The organism is Brevibacillus massiliensis, assembly GCF_000311785.1.
Lineage (GTDB): Bacteria > Bacillota > Bacilli > Brevibacillales > Brevibacillaceae > Brevibacillus_C > Brevibacillus_C massiliensis.
Genome location: NZ_HE978537.1, coordinates 287,083 through 305,368, shown reverse-complemented (window position 1 = coordinate 305,368; position 18,286 = coordinate 287,083). Strand labels below are relative to the sequence as shown.

The following is an 18,286-nucleotide window of genomic DNA, read 5'->3' as shown; positions in this document are numbered from 1 at the left end:
GGGGTGAGAAAGATGAGAAGAGGAAGCACGTTTCTTTTGGCGTTCCTGTTATTATCCATGAGTCTGCTCGCAGCATGCGGCACCAAACCGGCAGCTACGCCAGGTACGGCAGGTTCGGCAGGCGAGGGAGCAGCAAACGCAGACCAGGTTGTCACCATTGCCATCGGGAGCGCCGCGCCGGATACGGAGACGTCCCACTATCATCAGTTTCTGGTGGCATTCAAGGAGCAGGTGGAAAAAGAAACAGCGGGAAAAGTAAAAATCACGATGCACCCAAATGGCGTATTGGGCGGCGAGCGAGAGATGGTGGAGGCTGTTCAATTGGGGACCCTGGATGCGGTCATTACCGGTGCCGGGCCGTTGGGAAATTTTGCTCCGCTGTTTAACGCCCTGGATTTTCCCTTCTTGTTCAGGGATCGCGAGCATGCCTACAAAGTGCTGGATGGCGAACTGGGGAGGGAGATCGCGAAACAATTGGAAGATCAGGGCATGAAACTGATCGTCTGGCCTGAAAACGGTTTCCGCAATATGACCAACAACAAACACCCGATCAAAAAACCGGAGGATCTGAAAGGGCTGAAGCTCCGCACACAGGAAAACAAGGTTCATCTGGACGTCTTCCGCGATTACGGTGCGAGTCCCACACCGATGGCCTTTACCGAACTATTTACAGCGATGCAGCAAGGAGTAATCGATGGAGAGGAAAATCCATTGTCTGTCATCATTCCAAACAAATTCTATGAAGTCCAAAAGTATATGACCATTTCGGAACATTTCTATCAAGCTGCACCCTTCATCATCAATCTAGCAAAATACGACAGCCTCACGCCCGAGCAGCAGAAGATTATCCAGGCCGCTGCTGAAGCTGCGCGTGATCATGAGCGGGAGTTCATCTTCAAGATGGACAACGAATTTTTGCAGACGGCCCGGGAAAACGGCATGCAGATTGTTCCGCGCGAAGAGTTCGACCGGGAGGCGTTCGTTCAGGCATCAGAGCATGTGTACAAAAAATATGAAAAAGAGTACGGCGATTTGATTGAGAAAATCAGGAATACACAGTAGGTTCAGCCGATGGCCAGCGAGAGGGCAGAATCGTCCGTTCTGCCTTCTGCCGGCCGACATACAAGAGAAGAAAAGGGTGAGCGAAAATGACCGCGATAATCAGGCTAATCGATTCCATCAACCGGGGGATATTGATCCTGCTGGGCGTCTTGCTGGGGATCATGTCAGTCATCATTATCTTCCAGATATTCTCCCGCTTCTTCCTGGGACTTCCCCTTTCCTGGTCCGAAGAATTGGCCCGCATCATCATGGCCTATGCGGTTTTTATGGGAGCGGGACTGGCCCTGCGCCATCAGCAGATGATTGCGGTGGAATTCCTTGCCGAGCGGCTCCCCCGGCAAAAACGAAGGATCCTGAAAATGATCATACATGTCGTGGCGATCATTTTCTTCGTGCTGCTTCTGGTCAAGGGACTTGACATGATGGAGAAAGTCCATACCCAACGGCTGGCCGCGCTGCAGCTGCCGATGTCTGTCGCATATGCCAGCATTCCCGTCGGGTCTGTCCTTCTGATTATGAATGCGATTACCGTTTTGCTGGAGATGTTCTCCAAAAAGGAGGGTGAGATGTAGATGGCATCCATTCTCTTCATCTCCTTATTTGGCTTCCTCATTCTCGGGGTGCCGATCGCGGTCGCGTTAGGCTTGGCTTCCGTACTCGCGGTATGGTGGGGAGGGCAAATCCCGCTCCTCATCCTGGCCCAACGGGAATTTACCTCCATTGATTCCTTTCCGCTGATGGCGATTCCATTTTTTATTCTAGCGGGTTCGTTGATGGAATCAGGGGGGATTTCCAGGAGGCTGATCAATTTTGCCAACTCGCTGACCGGCCACATCAAAGGCGGATTAGGGTTGGTGGCAGTCGTGACCTCCATGTTCTTCGGAGCGATATCCGGATCGAGCGCGGCTACCGTCGCGGCGCTGGGCACCATTCTTATTCCGGCGATGATCAAGCGAGGTTATCATCGCAACTTTGCCGGTGGCGTGCAGGCTGTATCAGGAGAGTTGGGGGTCATTATTCCGCCCAGCATTCCCATGATTCTGTATGCCGTATCGACGGAGACTTCCGTAGGCGACATGTTTATCGCAGGGGTGATCCCCGGTCTGTTAATCGGCTTTTCCCTGTTGATCACCGTCTATGTCATCGCGAAAAAACGGAACTACGCCAGTGAGGAGAAGGTGAGCTGGCCCGGCCGTTGGCAGGCGTTTAAAGAAGCGAGCCTCGCATTGATTATGCCGGTTATCATCCTGGGGGGGATCTACGGCGGGATCTTTACACCGACGGAAGCCGCAGGGGTGGCGGTAGCCTATGCTTTTGTGATCGGCATGTTTGTGTATAAGGAAATAAAGTGGAAGAATTTGCTCCCGATCCTCGGTCAATCGGTCATCACAACCTCGATTATCATGTTTATTATTGCGAATGCGGGATTGTTTGGCTGGATCCTCAGCCGTGAAAGCGTACCGCAGATGGTCGGTGACTTTTTTGCCACGATTTCAACCAATCCCATTGTATTTCTGCTGTTGGTCAACTTGCTCTTGTTTATCGTCGGGATGTTCTTTGAGACCGGAGCCTCGATTATCATCCTGGCACCCCTGTTGACGCCGGTTGCCATGCAGTTTGGGATCGATCCGGTGCATTTCGGGTTGGTCATGATCGTAAACCTGGCAATGGGCATGTGTACGCCGCCGGTTGGGGTTAATTTGTTTATCTCCTGCCAAATCGCCAAAATCTCGTTGGAAGAGATAACAAAAGGGGTCCTGCCCTTCATTTTTGTCCTGATCGCAGATTTGCTCCTGGTCAGCTACATTCCGCAGATTTCCCTGTGGCTGCCTAACCTGTTCAAGTAAATGTTGTCTTCCCCGGCGAAAAAACAAGATAAGAGAACGGGAAATGTGTCAAGGAAGAAACTGGAGGTGATTTTATTGACATGTTTTGGGGCGATAGCTAGTATATTTGTTACAGAAAATACTGAATAGAAACAATATTACATCAATAAAAAACTTTGTTTTACATGATAATACCAAAAGGAACATGACAGCGCTTGCAATTGTTTTGTTCGTTCTTTGGAGGGTACATGGTAAAACATTGTTTTATAACACAGAACAAACTGAAGGCATTGATTTGGCAAACAAGAAGGAGGAGATCCCATGAGCACACCGTTGGCGCCGCGAAAAGAGAGCCTTCCGTTGGAGACGAGGAAGAACTTCCGCTGGACAGTCGTCATTTGGCTGTTGATCGGGGGAATCATCAATTACCTGGACAGGGCGAATCTGTCCATTGCGGCCCCGGAAATGATGAAAGAACTGGGGCTGACAAAGACAGACATCGGGCTGATGGGAACGGTATTTTCCTGGTCATACGCGCTGATGCAGCTGCCTTCCGGATGGTTGATCGACCGGTTCGGAACGAAGAAAGTGTATTCCATTGCAGTGATCTGGTGGAGTTTCGCCACGTTTCTGACGGGCGCTGTCAGCAAAATGTCTTCCTTTATTGCGGCCAGGCTTCTGCTTGGCATTGGGGAAGCCCCCTGTTTCCCAACTGCGGCCAAGATCACCGCCAACTGGTTTCCGAAAAAAGAGCGGGGCTTGGCGACGGGTTTCTGGGACTCCTCGTCCAAATGGGGACCTGCGATCGCTCCTCCGATTCTCGTGTTTCTGTTGGTCAGCTTTGGTTGGCGGGCGCTGTTTTACATTACGGGTGCAATTGGGATCGTGTTTGCCATCCTTTTCCTGCTGTTTTATAAAAACCCGGATCAAAGCCGCAGGCTGTCGGAGGAGGAGAGGGCCTACATCCAGGCAGACGGGGCCGGTACCGAACAGGGCATCGGGCAAACCCGCATCAAATGGCGGACGCTGTTCACCTACAGAAGCGTCTGGGGCATGATCCTCGGTTTTTTCTGCACCATCTGGATCTGGAACATTTTCCTCGTTTTCCTGCCGCTGTATCTGGTAGAAGCCCATCACATCTCGCTGCAGGAGCTCGGCATCTACGCCAGCATTCCATGGATCGGCGGCATTTTTGGAAACATCTTTGGAGGATTCGTCACGAAAAAGCTGGTGGATAAGGGAATCAGTACACCGATCAACGCCAAACGGAGCCTGATCAGCGTTTGCTCGCTGGCTGCTGCCGTCGTTGTCATCCTCATCCCGTTTGTGCAGGGCATCGCGATCACCCTAACGCTGCTCACGCTCGCGCTTCTCTTTATCTCCGCGATCACCGGCAGCGCCTGGGCCATGGCAGGGGATGTAGCTCCGCCCGCATTGGTCGCTTCCGTGGGGTCGATCCAAAACTTCGGCGGATACTTTGGCGGCGCGTTCTCTCCGGTTGTGGCCGGCTTTATCGTCGATGCGACCGGTTCCTACCTGCTGGCTTTCGTGTCCGGCGGCATCATCGCCGGATGTGCGGCACTGTGTTACTGGTTTATCGTGAAGGATCCGATTGAAGATAGAAACGTGTGACCATGCGGACAAGGAGGTTGGCCATGAAGCCACATGTCTTTATCGCTGCGAAGGTACCAGCGGAAGTGGAAGCGTATATCGCCGAGCACTGCCGCTATCGCAAATGGGAGGGAGACGAACCGATTTCCCGCGATCGACTGTTGAAAGAGATCGCGGATGCGGAAGGATTGTTGGTGGTCGGCGGACAGATCGACAGCGAATTGCTCGACCGCGCCCCCCGCTTGAAGGTGGTCAGCAATATTTCGGTCGGCTACAACAACATGGATTGGAAAGCGATGAAAGCCCTGGGCGTGATGGGGACGAACACGCCGTACGTCCTGGACGAGACGGTCGCCGATCTGGCCTTTGCGCTCATTTTATCAACCGCCAGGAGAGTGCCCGAGCTGGATCGGCACGTCAAGAAAGGCAAATGGCGGAATTCAAGCGACGAGTGGCTCTTTGGAGTGGATGTGCACAAAAAGACGCTCGGCATCATCGGCATGGGGAGAATTGGCGAAGCGATTGCGGTACGGGGAAAGTACGGCTTTGGCATGGAGGTGCTCTACTACAACCGCAGGCGAAAGCTGGATGCTGAGGAGAAGCTGGGCGTGTCCTACCGTTCCCTGGAGGACCTCCTGCGGCAAAGCGACTTCGTCGTCCTGATGATCCCGCTCAATGAAGAGACGAGGCATTTCATGGGGCGGGAGCAATTCGCCCTGATGAAGGAAACGGCGATCTTTATCAACACGTCGCGCGGCAAGACAGTGGACGAGGCGGCACTGATCGAAGCGCTGCGGGAGAAACGGATCTGGGGGGCAGGTCTCGATGTTTTTGCCGAGGAGCCTGTTTCACCTGACAATCCCCTGCTTGGCATGCCCAATGTGGTGACTCTGCCCCATATTGGCTCGGCGACCCGGCAGACGCGGTTCAACATGGCGATGACCGCGGCGAAAAACCTGGTACTGGCTGTTCGCGGAGAGGTGCCTCCCGATCTGATCCCCGAGCTGAGAGAGCAATAAAACCATATGGGGAGGGATGAACGGTGAAAAAAGCTCTCACAATCCTCTCAGGGCTCCTTCTGACCGCAGCCATTTTCCTCTCAGGCTGTGGAGGCCAAAAGCCGGCAAGCGGTTCGGCGGGAGAAGGGGGAGGGGAAAAGCCCGCCAAGAAGCACATCTTGAAGGTGGCCAACTACTTTGCGACAGACCACCCGCAAAACGTCGCCCTGCGGGAAAAGTTTAAAAAAATCGTGGAAGAGAAGTCGGGCGGCACGCTGCAGGTGCAAATCTACGACAACAGCAAGCTGGGGGCCGAAAAGGAATTTTACGACGGGGTTCGCAACGGGACGATTGAGCTGGGGGTACCGGGGTTGATCATGCAGGCTGATATCGCCAAAATGGCGGCTGGCGAATGGCCGTTTCTGTTCAAGGACTTCGCCCATGCCAAAAAAGTCTTTCAGGGCCCGATCGGCGAGGAGATGGCCGGGGAACTGGAGAGCAAACACGGCGTTCACCCGCTGGCATGGAGCGCCAATGGCTTTCGGATGTTCTCCAGCAACAGGACGATTGCCGGCATGGACGATTTTAAAGGGCTGCGCATCAGGATGCCCAACATCCCGAACTACATCAAACTGGGCCAGCTGCTGGGGGCAAATGTCACGCCGATGCCGATTTCCGAAGTGTTTACGGCACTGGAGCAAAAAGTGGTCGACGGCCAGGACAACCCGATTGCCACGCTAAAAGCTTCGGGATGGTATGAAGTCCAGTCCGATGTGCTGGAGTCCCGCCACATGTTCAGCCCCAATATCTACATCATCAACGCCAAACTCTGGAACCAGCTCACAGCCGACCAGCAAAAGATCATCGAGGAAGCGGCCAAGGTGTCCGCCGATTACGAGTGGGAACTGCTGGAAAAAAGCTACGAAGACGACAAGAAATTTCTCCTGGAAAAAGGAATCAGGTTCACCGAGCCCGACGATGCCTTCAAACGGGAGATGGAAGCTGCCGTCCAACCGCTTTATGACGAAATCTATCAAGAGCATCCGTGGGCAAGGGAAATGGTGGAGAAAATCAAAGCGGAGGCGAAGTAGCTGATAAGAGGGAGGAGATAAGGTGGGAAAAACTTCGAAAATCCTGAATGGGCTGCTGAATGGCGCCATCGCCCTTGCATTGACTTTCATGGCCATTCTCGTCTTCGGCAACGTCGTCCTGCGCTATCTGTTCAACTCGGGGATCACCTGGTCGGAAGAGATGTCGCGCTTCCTGTTTGTCTGGCTGACCTTCCTGGGGGCGATCGGCGCTTTGCAGGACAACGAGCATCTGGGCGTTGACATGGTTGTGAAGAAACTCTCGCCGCTGATGAAAAAAGTGGTGTTCGTGATCACCCATGTGATTCTCCTCTACGTGCTCTGGCTGGTTATGGACGGCAGCTGGAAAATGACCCTGATCAACATGGACAGCACCGCTCCGGCCACCGGCTTGCCGCTCAGTTATGTGTACGGGATCGGGATCGTCTCGAGTGTATGCATGGCCATCATTATCGTCGCCAAGCTGTACCGGGTGCTGTTTGGCAATCGGGCCGTTGAGGAAATCGACCGGACGGGCGAATCCGCAGAAGAATTGCCGGCAGCGGGCCGCGGGGTCATGCAGGAGGGCGGGAGATAGATGACGCTGGGCATATTTCTCGGTTCTCTATTGGGAGTGATGGCGCTGGGTATGCCGATTGCCTTCGCCTTGCTCTTCAGCGGGGTCGCCCTGATGTTGTACATGGACATCTTTGACAGCCAAATTATCGCGCAAAACCTGATTAACGGTGCGGATAATTTTCCCCTGATGGCGATCCCGTTTTTCATCCTGGCAGGCGAATTGATGAACGCGGGCGGCATTTCCAAGCGAATCATCACACTGGCGCTGGCGTTGGTCGGCCACATCCGCGGCGGGTTGGGCTACGTGGCGATTCTGGCCAGCATCCTGTTCGCCGGATTGTCTGGTTCTGCCGTGGCCGACACCGCTGCCCTCGGGGCGATCCTGATTCCCATGATGGTGAAGGCGGGGTACGACCGGAACCGTTCAACAGGATTGATCGCTGCGGGCGGCATTATCGCTCCCGTGATTCCCCCGAGCATACCCATGATCATCTTTGGCGTCACCAGCGGACTTTCAATCACCAAGCTGTTCATGGCGGGGATCGTGCCGGGACTGCTGATCGGCATCGGACTGATGGTCACCTGGGGCGTAGTAGCCAGAGGAGGGAAATACGACGTTTACCCGCGCAAATCGCCCAAGGAGATACTGGACGCGGCGAAGGGCGCAGTCTGGGCCTTGATCCTGCCGGTGATTATCGTCGGGGGACTGCGCGGAGGGGTATTTACGCCTACGGAAGCGGCGGTAGTAGCCGCTTTTTACGCCCTGTTTGTCGGAGTGGCGGTGTACCGGGAGCTGCCGATCCGGAAGCTTTACTCCATCTTGATCGTCTCAGCCAAGACGACCAGTGTCGTGATGTTTCTGGCGGCGGCTGCGATGGTCTCCGCCTGGCTCATCACGGTGGCCAACATTCCGCTGCAGCTGACAGAATTGTTGGGGCCGCTGGTAGAAAATCCGCTGATGCTATTGGTTGTGATCAATGCGATCGTCCTGCTGGTGGGCACCGCGATGGATTTGACGCCGACCATTTTGATCCTGACCCCGGTGCTGATGCCCATTATTGAAAAGGCGGGCATCGACCCGATCTATTTTGGCGTTTTGTTTATCGTGAACACCTGTATCGGCTTGTTGACGCCGCCGGTCGGCACGGTGCTCAACGTGGCCTGCGGTGTCGGAAGAATCAGCATGGAGGACATCATGAGAGGGGTCTGGCCGTTTTTGCTGGTGGAGATCCTGGTCCTGATCTTGTTGATTCTGTTCCCGTCACTCATTACGGTACCGCTGCACTGGTTAACCTGAGGAGGGATGAGATTTGCGGAAGTGGAAGGTTGTCGTTACGGATTGGGAATTTGCCGATTTGCGGTACGAAGAGCAGGTGCTGAGCAGTGAGCGGATCCAACTGGTCCCCGCGCAGTGCCGGACGGAGGAAGACGTGATCGCCGCCTGCCGGGATGCCGACGCGCTGATCAACCAGTACGCCCCGATCAGCCGCAAGGTGATCGAACGGCTGGAAGCCTGCCGGGTGATCACCCGCTACGGCGTGGGCGTCAACACGGTTGATCTGCAGGCGGCAACGGAAAAAGGGATCTGCGTAGCCAACGTGCCGGATTACTGCATGGACGAAGTGTCCGACCACGCCCTCGCGCTGATGCTCGCATGGACGCGCAAGATCGCCCTCGCCAATCAAGCCGTCAAGAGCGGTGTTTGGGATTTCAAGGTGACCCAGCCGATTGTGAGGCTGCGGGGCAGGACGCTCGGGCTGGTTGGCTTTGGAAATATCCCGCAAGCGCTGGCGCAAAAGGTGAAACCGCTCGGACTTCGCGTCATCGCCTGTGATCCGTATATTCCGGAAGCGGTGGCAGCGGCAAGCGGGGTGAAGCTGGTCACCCTGGATGAGCTGTGTGGGAGCGCCGATATCATCTCGGTTCATGCGCCGCTGACCCAGGCGACGGAAGGGCTGATCGGGGAGCAGCAGTTTGCCGCCATGAAAGCAGGAGCGATCGTTATCAACACCTCGCGGGGGCCTGTGATCGACGAGCGGGCGCTGATCGCGGCGCTGCAGGCGGGCAGGATTGCCGGAGCGGCACTGGATGTGGTCGAGCGCGAACCGATCCCGCCGGACAACCCGCTGCTGGCGATGGAAAACGTGATCCTCACGCCGCATGTCGCCTGGTATTCGGAGGAAGCTGCTGCGGAGATGAGGGCCAAGGCGGCGATGGGGGTTGCCGATGTGCTGCTGCATGGCGAGTATCCGAAATATTTGGTCAACAAGGAAGTGAAACAGCGCTTGTGCCTGAAGGAGTGCTGTCCGGAGAATCGCTACGCGGCACTTGTCTAAAAGAGAGAAAAAGAAAAATGTTGGGGGGATCAATGTGAAAAAATGGCTGCACAACACGGTCATCGGCTGCACCGCTGCAGCGCTGCTTTTGTTTCTGGCAGGGTGCGGAGGCGGGAAGGAAAGCCCGGCAGCGTCTTCACCGCCGGCGGCCGCGACAGGCATCCAGGAACGGACGATCAAGGCAGGGATCGGGCTGAATGAGGACCACCCGGAAGGCCAGGGATTGAAAAAATTTGCTGAACTGGTCAGCCAAAAGAGCGGCGGAAAGCTGAAAGTACAGCCCTATTATGCCGCCCAGCTGGGGGATGACAAAAAAATGACGGAAGCCCTGCAAGCCGGATTGCAGGAAATCACGATTCCCTCCACCTCGCCGCTGGTTGGCAATATCAAGGAGTATGCCATTTTCGATTTTCCGTTTGTCTTTAACGAAGAAAAGGAAGCGCATGCCGTGCTGGACGGTCCACTGGGGCAAAAGCTGCTGGAGAAGCTGCCTGAACATAACCTGATCGGTTTGGGCTATTGGGAAAACGGCTTCCGCAATCTGACCAACAGCAAACATCCGGTGGCGAAAGCGGAAGACTTCAAAGGCCTGAAGATCCGCACCATGCAAAACCAGGTGCATCTCGAAGCGTTTCAGGCGCTGGGCGCCAATCCCTCGCCGATGGCCTTTTCAGAAGTGTTCAGCGCGTTGGAGAGCCACACGGTCGACGGTCAGGAGAACCCGCTGGCCACGATCAAATCGAATAAATACAATGAAGTGCAGCCCTATCTCAGCCTGACGAAGCACGTCTATACACCGTTCGTCTTCCTCGTCGGCAAAAAGTTCTGGGATCAGCTTTCCGTGGAGGAGCAGCAGATTTTACGGGATTCGGCTGTCGAGGCAGGAGCGTACCAGCGTGAACTGAACCGCACAGAGAACCAAAAAGCGCTGGATGATTTGAAAGCAGCCGGCATGCAGGTCAACGAGGTATCCGCGGAGGAAAAGGAGCGCATGCAGGAAATCATCAAGCCCGTGATCGACAAATTTGCCAAGGAAATTGGCGAGGATCTCGTCCAGGAGATGTACGACGAGGTAGCCAAGGCGCGGCAGTAAAGGAGGAGAGGACCATGCAGATCATCGCAGAGCTGCTTCGCGATATCCCGATTCCCCGGATGGCCAGGGTGAGACAGCACTTTCACGCTCCCGAACTGGCAGATGTGGCCGATGCCGTCCGCAGGGCGGTCAGGGAGGCGGGCGTGCTTTCGCGTATAGCGCCCGGGAACCGGGTAGCCATCGCGGTCGGGAGCCGCGGCGTCGCCGAGATTTCCACCATCGCGAGGGAGGTGGTGAGAGCGGTGAAGGCGGCCGGCGGCCTTCCCTTTATCGTGCCGGCGATGGGCAGCCACGGGGGAGCGACGGCAGCAGGACAGCAGGAAGTGCTGGAGTCACTGGGGGTCACGGAAGCGTTCGTCGAAGCGCCGATTTGCTCCAGCATGGAAGTCGTGGAGGTGGGCAAACTTCCAAGCGGCCTGCCCGTTTACATCGACAAGAACGCTTATTCTGCGGACAAGATCATTGTGATCAACCGGATCAAGCCCCACACTGCGTTTCGCGGCCCGGTGGAGAGCGGGCTGATGAAAATGATCACGATCGGCCTGGGCAAGCAGCGCGGCGCAGAAGCTGCCCATGCCTACAGCTTTAAGTTCATGGCGGAGCACGTGCAGGAAATGGCCAAGGTGATGATTGGCAGGACGCCGATCATCTTTGGGGTAGGCACGATTGAAAACGCCTTTGAACGACCGGCCAGGATCGTCGCGATTCCCGCGGAGAAGCTGGCCGATGAAGAGCCGAAGCTGCTGCTCGAGGCGAAAGCCCTGATGCCAAAGATCCTGTTTGACCCGCTCGATGTGCTGGTGGTCGACGAGATTGGCAAGGACATCTCCGGTGACGGCATGGACCCGAATATTACCGGGCGCTTTGCGACGCCGTTTGCAAGCGGCGGGATAAAGGCTGCCCGCACGGTCGTTCTCGGCCTGACCGAAAGAACGCACGGCAACGCCAACGGAATCGGAATGGCGGATATCACCACGCGAAGAGTGTTTGAAGAGATCGACTGGGAAAAAGGGTATGCCAACGCGCTGACCAGCACGGTAGTCGACATGGTCAAGCTTCCGATGTTTCTCGACACAGGGGAGTTGGCGGTGAAGGCTGCGATCAAGACGTGCAATGCCTTTGATCTGAACCGCGTGCGGCTCGTTCGCATCGAAAATACGCTGCACCTGGGAGAGATCTGGATTTCTGAAAGCCTGCTGCCAGAGGCAAGGGAACGGGAAGACATCGAAGTGCTGTCCGACCCGCTAGTGATGAACTTTTCGTGAGGCAGACGGCTGCGGCCCAATGGAAGAAAAACGATACTGTTTTCAAGGAGGAGCTGTGCCCATGTCCAAACGATTTCCCCCGATCCACAACCAGATCAACCCTTACCGCGACAACGTCCAAGGGAAGGCGAACGAACCGATCTGCGTAGCCGGGCTCTTGGATCGGGCCAAGCAAATTCTCGGTTCGTCCTACGGGGGGCCGACCCCTGACTGGACCTTGGAGGAAATCTACAACCGCCTTGAGGCAAACGCGCCCCGGATCGCCATTATCGGCGGATCTGCCGATCATCCGGCCCATATCATGGATTTTCAGACGTCCAGCCGGGCGGCCATCCGCATCTGGCAAAACGGCGGCGTTCCGTTCTACTTTTCCACGCCCGTGATGTGCGACGGCACGGCCCAGAGCAACCAGGGAATGAGTTATTCCCTGCAAAGCCGCAACGCGGTCGCCCAGATGGTGGTGAACCAGATGGAAGCCCACAGCTACCACGGCGCCTTCGTCATCCAGGGCTGTGACAAGCAGCCGCTTGGCGTGGTCAGCGCGCTGGCCCATCTGGACAGGATCCGCCGGTACCGGGGAGAAGCGCCGGTTTTTGCCACGTTTGCCCCTGCACACGTCCTGCAGGGCGGAACGATACCGGCTGAGCTGTTTGCCGAACTGGAGCAGGTGGCAAAGACGGCGGAAGAAAAAGGAGCGCCTGACATTGCCGACGATTTGCGGGATGCCATGGCCTATATCCTGCAGTGCTCCTCCAATACGGCTTTTCAAGGCGTGCTGGAGCGGGCGGTGGACCGCGGCATCATCAGCAAAACAACGCATAAAGAGTACGAGCAGCGTCTGGCGGTTGCCACCTGTGACGGAAAAGGCGGGGTTTGCGCTTTTAACGGCACGGGCAACAGTTCCCGCCACCTTGTCGCCGGACTGGGGCTGGTTCATCCCGCGGTGGAGCTTTTGACAGCCCCGCCCGCACAGGAGAGGGTGAACCAGGTTGTTGACAGCCTTGGCACGATGATCAACAATCCGGTGTTCGGCACAGCCAACGTGATTGCCGCCAACATTCGCAATGCGATCCGCATCCACAGCGCGTCAGGCGGCTCCACCAATCTGATGATGCATCTCGTTGCGGCAATGCTGTACGGCGGCTACAGGTTCAGCCTGGGGGAATTGGACCGGATTCACCACGAGCATCCGGTTCCCGATCTGTTTGATTACAGTTTGACCCAGGGGCGCGATATCTTCGCCCTGGCGATGCAGTGCTGCAGCGGTCAGAGCAGGGGGATGGAGACGCTGTTTTACGAACTGCTGCAAAACGGCGTGCCGATGGATGTGGATGCACCCACGGTCACAGGGACCACCTGGCGGGAGCGGTTGGCCGATCAGGAACGCTTGTCGGCCGCACACGTGAAGGAAAATCCGATTATTCTCTCGACACCGCGCCGTCCGTTCAGCGGAGTGGATGTGCTCACCGGCAATTTTTTTGAAAGCGCGGTCGTAAAAATCAGCGGAATGACGACCAGCCAACTGGATGAGTTCGATAAGAAAGTGGCTTTTGTCCTCTACTTTGAAAACGAGGATGACGCCAACCGCAGCCTGCTGGATTCGCATTTGCTGGAGAAGGTGAAAGAGGCCGGGACCTTCCCGAGGGAAACCCTGTTGGCTGTGCTGAGGCACAATGCGCCCCGGCATTACGAAGACTGGCTTGCGCTCGACGCCGACCTGCTGTTTGAGCGTATGGTCGATTCCGGGGAATTGAAAATTTCGGTTGTCATCTCCGGACAGGGGCCGATTGCTTTTGGCATGCCCGAGATGTTCACCCCGATGCAGCATATCAATGCCAATCGCCGGCTGAAACGGCTGGCGATGCTGATCAGCGACGGCCGCTACTCCGGGGTGACGTACGGAGCGGCGATTGGCCATATGACACCGGAGGCGTCGGAAGGCGGGGGGATCTTGTACCTGCAAACTGGGGATCTGCTCTACCTCAACCTGCGGGAGCGGCAGATCCACTTCATTGACGAGAACGCTTTGCAGAGCGGCAAACTGGCATTTTCCTTTGAACCGGTCAAGGCAAAGCGAGCCGAGCTGGCTGATCGCCGGCTGTCCGCCATCCGCACACGCCAAAGACAAGTGGCGGCCAGCAATCGCCTGACCGGACATACGGATGCGGCAAACGGAGTCGTTCCGCTCAGCGTCTGGGAGGAGGCGGTGCTGGACTATAAGACCGATGTCACGTATGCCGGACCGATCCGCCAAGCGTCGTTGGATTACGGAGGCGACAGCAGCAAAAAGTGATTTGTCGGCTCCCATTCTGTGGTAAGATGGATGGTACAAAACAACTCCGTAATCACGACGTAAAAGGATGGATAACATGCCGATCATTCAAGCTGTGGAACGTGCACTGAAAATTCTCGATCTTTTTGACGAGCAGGATCAGGAGTTGAAGATCACGGATATCAGCGCGCGCATGCAGTTGCATAAGAGCACGGTTCATTCCCTGTTGAAAACATTGCAGTTGCACGGCTACATCGACCAAAACCCTGAGAACGGCAGGTATCGGCTGGGAATGAAGCTTTTCGAAAGAGGGAATTTTGTCATCCATGGCCTGGATATACGGAAAGTAGCCAAGAGGTATTTGGTTGATCTTTCCATGAAGACAGGGCAAACCACTCATCTCGTCATTATGGACGGCAAAGAGGGAGTCTACATCGACAAGGTGGAAGGGCCTTTGGCCACGATTTTGTACTCCCGCATCGGCAGGAGAATTCCCGTTCACTCCAGCGGGGTAGGCAAAGTGCTTGTCGCATGGAAGAGTGAAGCGGAGCTCTCCAGCATATTGGCTGGCTATCACTATGCGGCCCATACCTCCAGGACGATAACGAATGAACAGGATTTCCGCAATGAACTGGAGAAAGTCCGCCAGCAGGGCTACGCCATCGACAATCAAGAGAACGAGCCGGGGGTTCGCTGCATTGCCGTTCCCATTTGGAACCACAGCGGGCAGGTCATTGCCGCAGTCAGCATCTCCACGCTCGTCTCCCGTGTCGACGACCGGGAACTGGAGCATTTCCTCCACTTGCTAAAAGAGGCGGCAGATGAGATGTCCGAGCAAATGGGATACGGGGTTGCGATGCGAAATCTGTGAGCAAAACCGGGGGTCCCAGTCGAAAGACAGTGAAAACCACTGTCTTTTTTTTATTCGGAAAAGGCCGGCTTCTTTTCGGGAACAGAAAAATAATCCACCATTATTGGAAAATTAAGACAACTTCTGTTTTTAGCCGAAGTGCTATACTGAATAAAATATTTTCATCATTGAACATATCTTACTTCTTTTCCATAAAGCCAAGAAGTAGGGGGATGGTCCATGCCAAACGAAGCGAGAAATCGGAGGGAATTTTTGAAAAAATGTGCAAAATGGACTTTTGCCGGATTGGGCATTTCGCTGGGGTGTGCGAGCGCCGATATCATCTCGGTTCATGCGCCGCTGACCCAGGCGACGGAAGGGCTGATCGGGGAGCAGCAGTTTGCCGCCATGAAAACAGGAGCGATCGTCATCAACACCTCGCGGGGGCCGGTGATCGACGAGCGGGCGCTGATTGCGGCGCTGCAGGCGGGCAGGATTGCCGGAGCGGCACTGGATGTGGTCGAGCGCGAACCGATCCCGCCGGACAACCCGCTGCTTGCGATGGAAAACGTGATTCTCACGCCGCATGTCGCCTGGTATTCGGAGGAAGCCGCTGCGGAAATGCGGGCCAAGGCGGCGATGGGGGTTGCCGATGTGCTGCTGCATGGCGAGTACCCCAAGTATTTGGTCAACAGGGAAGTGAAACAGCGCTTGCATCTGAAAGAGAGCTGTCCGGAAAATCGCTACGCGGCACTTGTCTAATTCGGGATCGTCAAATGCGAAAAGGGACTGTCCAGTAGAATCCTACTGGGAACAGACCCTTTTTTGCTGTTAGAGTCCTTTTACCGAAACGGCGCCGTTACGGTCCGGCCCAAATCGCGCAGCAGGTAACCGAAGTCGGTCACTGCATTGGACAGATTGCTTGTAACGGTGGTCGGACCCGAGGTAATCCCGTAATTTCGCAGGTTGTGGTTCAACCCGTCAATCCGGGTTATCATGCCGATGTCCGAGGTTACGTGAATATTGTGAGACGGCGCGATCGCCCGGGCAGCATTGTACACTTGGCGTTCAATCACGTTCCGCTGTCTCACATCAGCCATCCTCGTGCGAATGCCGATGATGGCATCGCTGCCGCGGACCAGCGCTGTAGCCTTGGTGACGCCAGGGACGTTTTGAGCGGCCGTTACCATGCGATCGGCAAGGTTCTGGTTAAAGGAAAACCGATGGCCGGTTGCACTTTGGGAAGTGTAAGGGGTACCCGGATTCCCGTCCGCGATGATTCCTGTATTGTGGTACGGGATGCCGGTGGCGTTATTGCTGCGGTGGTATTCAAACGGAATGTAATCACCCCGGTTGACAGCGCTTTGTTGGGTATACGTACCGGGATAGGTGCCCTGTGTCCTGGCACCCGGGTTGGGGCCTGCTGCGCGGTTGGTGCCGCAGGCAGGAAGCAGAGTGACAAGCGCCAGACAGGCGAGTGGAACGATCAGCTTTTTCATGTTGTTTGCCACCTCCATTTGTAGTGTGTACGGCAGGCGGCGGATTACACAGGAACTCCGAACCAGATCAAACGGAAATGATTTTACATTGTATCCAAGACGCATTTCCTGTTATTATGGAGTGTACGGAAAAAAAGGGGGAACTTATGAAACGCCACGATATCCGAAATGTAGCGATTATCGCCCACGTCGACCACGGCAAGACGACGCTGGTGGATAAATTATTGATCCAGTCCGGAACGTTCCGCAGCAATCAGCATGTGGAAGAGCGGATGATGGACTCGAACGATTTAGAGAGAGAACGCGGAATTACCATCTTAGCCAAAACAACTTCTGTACAATACAAAGAGTATACGATCAATATTTTGGATACCCCTGGCCATGCTGACTTCGGCGGTGAAGTAGAACGAATTATGAGCATGGTAGACGGGGTGTTGTTGATTGTCGACGCTTTTGAAGGGTGCATGCCGCAGACCCGCTTTGTACTCCGCAAGGCCCTGGAAGCGGGTGTGACACCGGTCGTGGTGGTCAACAAGGTAGACCGCGAGAATGCCCGTCCTCAGGAAGTCATCAATGAAGTGTACGACCTGTTTATCGACCTGGATGCCACCGAGGACCAACTGGAATTCCCGATTGTGTACGCCTCCGGGCTGCGCGGCATTGCCGGGATGGAACCGGATAAGCTGGAGGCTGATTTAAAACCGCTGTTTGACGTCATCGTCGAACACATCCCGGCCCCCGAAGCAGATGAAGAACAGCCGCTGCAAATGCAGGTGACACTCTTGGACTACAACGATTTTCTCGGCCGGATCGGCATTGGACGCATTTTCCGCGGCAAGATTGACGTAAACGAACAAGTGGCGGTCGTGAAGCGGGACGGTACCGTGAAAAAGATGCGGGTGCAAAAGCTGTTCGGCTTTTCCGGGTTGCAGCGCGTAGAGCAGAAGAGCGCCCGCGCCGGCGACATCGTCGCGATTGCCGGTTTGGAGGACATCAACGTAGGCGAGACGATTTGCCACGCCGATCACCCTGATGCGCTGCCGCTGCTGAAAATAGATGAACCGACCCTGCAGATGACTTTCCTGGTAAACAACAGCCCGTTTGCCGGTCGTGAAGGGAAGCACGTGACATCCCGCAAGCTGCGAGACAGGCTGATGGCGGAGCTGGAAACGGATGTTTCGCTGCGCGTCGAAGAGACCGATTCGCCTGATGCATTTATCGTTTCCGGCCGCGGCGAACTTCACCTGTCCATCCTCGTGGAAAATATGCGCAGGGAAGGATACGAACTCGCCGTTTCCAAGCCGGAAGTCATCGTGCGCGAGATTGACGGCAAAAAAATGGAGCCGACGGAACGCCTGATGATTGACGTACCGGAAGAATACACCGGATCCGTCATGGAGACGCTTGGCATGCGTAAAGCCGAGATGGTGAACATGGTCAACAACGGCTTCGGGCAGGTCCGTCTTGAATTCCTGATCCCTTCGCGGGGACTGATCGGCTATCGCACGGAATTTTTGACGATTACCCGCGGTTACGGGATCATGAACCACTCATTTGACAGTTACCGTCCGCTTGTGTTCGGCGAAGTCGGCGGACGCCGTGCGGGAGTGCTGGTCAGCAGCGAGACGGGAACAGCTACGACGTACGGCCTGATGTCCGTCGAAGACCGCGGCGTGATGTTTATTCCTCCCGGGACGGAAGTGTACGAAGGGATGATTGTCGGCGAACACAGCCGGGACAACGACCTTACTGTCAACGTGTGCAAGGAAAAACACGCGACCAACGTGCGTTCCGCCACCAAGGACGAGACGGTAAAAATGAAGACGCC

At 55.6% G+C, this 18,286-nt stretch carries 16 protein-coding genes; 15 read left to right on the top strand and 1 reads right to left on the bottom strand.

Annotated elements, in window-relative coordinates; genetic code table 11:
- Positions 1 to 12: 12 nt before the first annotated feature.
- The 14 genes from HGBM_RS08965 (at position 13) to HGBM_RS27060 (ending at position 15,721) form a co-directional block, all read left to right on the top strand.
- Positions 13 to 1,062, top strand: coding sequence for a TRAP transporter substrate-binding protein (locus HGBM_RS08965; protein WP_035286703.1), 1,050 nt, complete (start codon positions 13 to 15; stop codon positions 1,060 to 1,062).
- An 86-nt stretch (positions 1,063 to 1,148) separates the two neighbouring features.
- Positions 1,149 to 1,634, top strand: coding sequence for a TRAP transporter small permease (locus HGBM_RS08960; RefSeq protein WP_019120760.1), 486 nt, complete (start codon positions 1,149 to 1,151; stop codon positions 1,632 to 1,634).
- The gene (locus HGBM_RS08955; protein ID WP_019120759.1) at positions 1,635 to 2,909 is read left to right on the top strand and encodes a TRAP transporter large permease; all 1,275 of its coding nucleotides are present in this window, start codon (positions 1,635 to 1,637) and stop codon (positions 2,907 to 2,909) included.
- Between the two features lie 300 nt (positions 2,910 to 3,209).
- Complete coding sequence (locus HGBM_RS08950) at positions 3,210 to 4,520, top strand: MFS transporter (RefSeq protein WP_019120758.1); 1,311 nt, start codon at positions 3,210 to 3,212, stop codon at positions 4,518 to 4,520.
- A gap of 23 nt (positions 4,521 to 4,543) precedes the next feature.
- Complete coding sequence (locus HGBM_RS08945) at positions 4,544 to 5,518, top strand: 2-hydroxyacid dehydrogenase (protein WP_019120757.1); 975 nt, start codon at positions 4,544 to 4,546, stop codon at positions 5,516 to 5,518.
- 23 nt (positions 5,519 to 5,541) lie between these two features.
- Positions 5,542 to 6,588, top strand: coding sequence for a TRAP transporter substrate-binding protein (locus HGBM_RS08940; RefSeq protein ID WP_019120756.1), 1,047 nt, complete (start codon positions 5,542 to 5,544; stop codon positions 6,586 to 6,588).
- A gap of 22 nt (positions 6,589 to 6,610) precedes the next feature.
- A complete protein-coding gene (locus tag HGBM_RS08935; protein ID WP_019120755.1) occupies positions 6,611 to 7,162 on the top strand; it encodes a TRAP transporter small permease in 552 nt (183 codons plus the stop codon).
- A complete protein-coding gene (locus HGBM_RS08930) occupies positions 7,163 to 8,440 on the top strand; it encodes a TRAP transporter large permease (protein WP_019120754.1) in 1,278 nt (425 codons plus the stop codon). It begins immediately after the preceding gene.
- A 13-nt stretch (positions 8,441 to 8,453) separates the two neighbouring features.
- Positions 8,454 to 9,479: a C-terminal binding protein gene (locus HGBM_RS08925; protein ID WP_019120753.1), complete on the top strand. Its 1,026-nt coding sequence runs from the start codon at positions 8,454 to 8,456 to the stop codon at positions 9,477 to 9,479.
- A 34-nt stretch (positions 9,480 to 9,513) separates the two neighbouring features.
- Complete coding sequence (locus tag HGBM_RS08920) at positions 9,514 to 10,572, top strand: TRAP transporter substrate-binding protein (protein WP_019120752.1); 1,059 nt, start codon at positions 9,514 to 9,516, stop codon at positions 10,570 to 10,572.
- Between the two features lie 14 nt (positions 10,573 to 10,586).
- Positions 10,587 to 11,837: a nickel pincer cofactor-dependent isomerase, group 22 gene (locus tag HGBM_RS08915; RefSeq protein WP_019120751.1), complete on the top strand. Its 1,251-nt coding sequence runs from the start codon at positions 10,587 to 10,589 to the stop codon at positions 11,835 to 11,837.
- 61 nt (positions 11,838 to 11,898) lie between these two features.
- On the top strand, positions 11,899 to 14,130 hold the full coding sequence (locus tag HGBM_RS08910; RefSeq protein ID WP_019120750.1) for a dihydroxy-acid dehydratase domain-containing protein: 2,232 nt from the start codon (positions 11,899 to 11,901) through the stop codon (positions 14,128 to 14,130).
- A 76-nt stretch (positions 14,131 to 14,206) separates the two neighbouring features.
- Positions 14,207 to 14,980, top strand: coding sequence for an IclR family transcriptional regulator (locus HGBM_RS08905; RefSeq protein ID WP_019120749.1), 774 nt, complete (start codon positions 14,207 to 14,209; stop codon positions 14,978 to 14,980).
- Between the two features lie 252 nt (positions 14,981 to 15,232).
- On the top strand, positions 15,233 to 15,721 hold the full coding sequence (locus tag HGBM_RS27060; RefSeq protein WP_390620965.1) for a 2-hydroxyacid dehydrogenase: 489 nt from the start codon (positions 15,233 to 15,235) through the stop codon (positions 15,719 to 15,721).
- Between the two features lie 80 nt (positions 15,722 to 15,801).
- On the opposite strand, the gene HGBM_RS08895 is transcribed toward HGBM_RS27060, so the two are convergent.
- Positions 15,802 to 16,458, bottom strand: coding sequence for a YhcN/YlaJ family sporulation lipoprotein (locus HGBM_RS08895; protein WP_019120747.1), 657 nt, complete (start codon positions 16,456 to 16,458; stop codon positions 15,802 to 15,804).
- A gap of 146 nt (positions 16,459 to 16,604) precedes the next feature.
- Here HGBM_RS08895 and typA point away from each other — a divergent pair.
- On the top strand, positions 16,605 to 18,286 hold a 1,682-nt coding region (gene typA / locus HGBM_RS27055; protein ID WP_019120746.1), incomplete at its 3' end, for a translational GTPase TypA.

Bases quoted from the DNA above. Each gene is read 5' to 3' on its own strand.
- HGBM_RS08950 (WP_019120758.1), top strand. From the start codon at position 3,210: ATGAGCACACCGTTGGCGCCGCGAAAAGAGAGCCTTCCGTTGGAGACG.
- HGBM_RS08905 (WP_019120749.1), top strand. From the start codon at position 14,207: ATGCCGATCATTCAAGCTGTGGAACGTGCACTGAAAATTCTCGATCTT.
- HGBM_RS08895 (WP_019120747.1), bottom strand. From the start codon at position 16,458: ATGAAAAAGCTGATCGTTCCACTCGCCTGTCTGGCGCTTGTCACTCTG.
- HGBM_RS08910 (WP_019120750.1), top strand. From the start codon at position 11,899: ATGTCCAAACGATTTCCCCCGATCCACAACCAGATCAACCCTTACCGC.
- HGBM_RS08960 (WP_019120760.1), top strand. From the start codon at position 1,149: ATGACCGCGATAATCAGGCTAATCGATTCCATCAACCGGGGGATATTG.
- HGBM_RS08915 (WP_019120751.1), top strand. From the start codon at position 10,587: ATGCAGATCATCGCAGAGCTGCTTCGCGATATCCCGATTCCCCGGATG.
- HGBM_RS08965 (WP_035286703.1), top strand. From the start codon at position 13: ATGAGAAGAGGAAGCACGTTTCTTTTGGCGTTCCTGTTATTATCCATG.
- HGBM_RS08945 (WP_019120757.1), top strand. From the start codon at position 4,544: ATGAAGCCACATGTCTTTATCGCTGCGAAGGTACCAGCGGAAGTGGAA.
- HGBM_RS08955 (WP_019120759.1), top strand. From the start codon at position 1,635: ATGGCATCCATTCTCTTCATCTCCTTATTTGGCTTCCTCATTCTCGGG.
- HGBM_RS08930 (WP_019120754.1), top strand. From the start codon at position 7,163: ATGACGCTGGGCATATTTCTCGGTTCTCTATTGGGAGTGATGGCGCTG.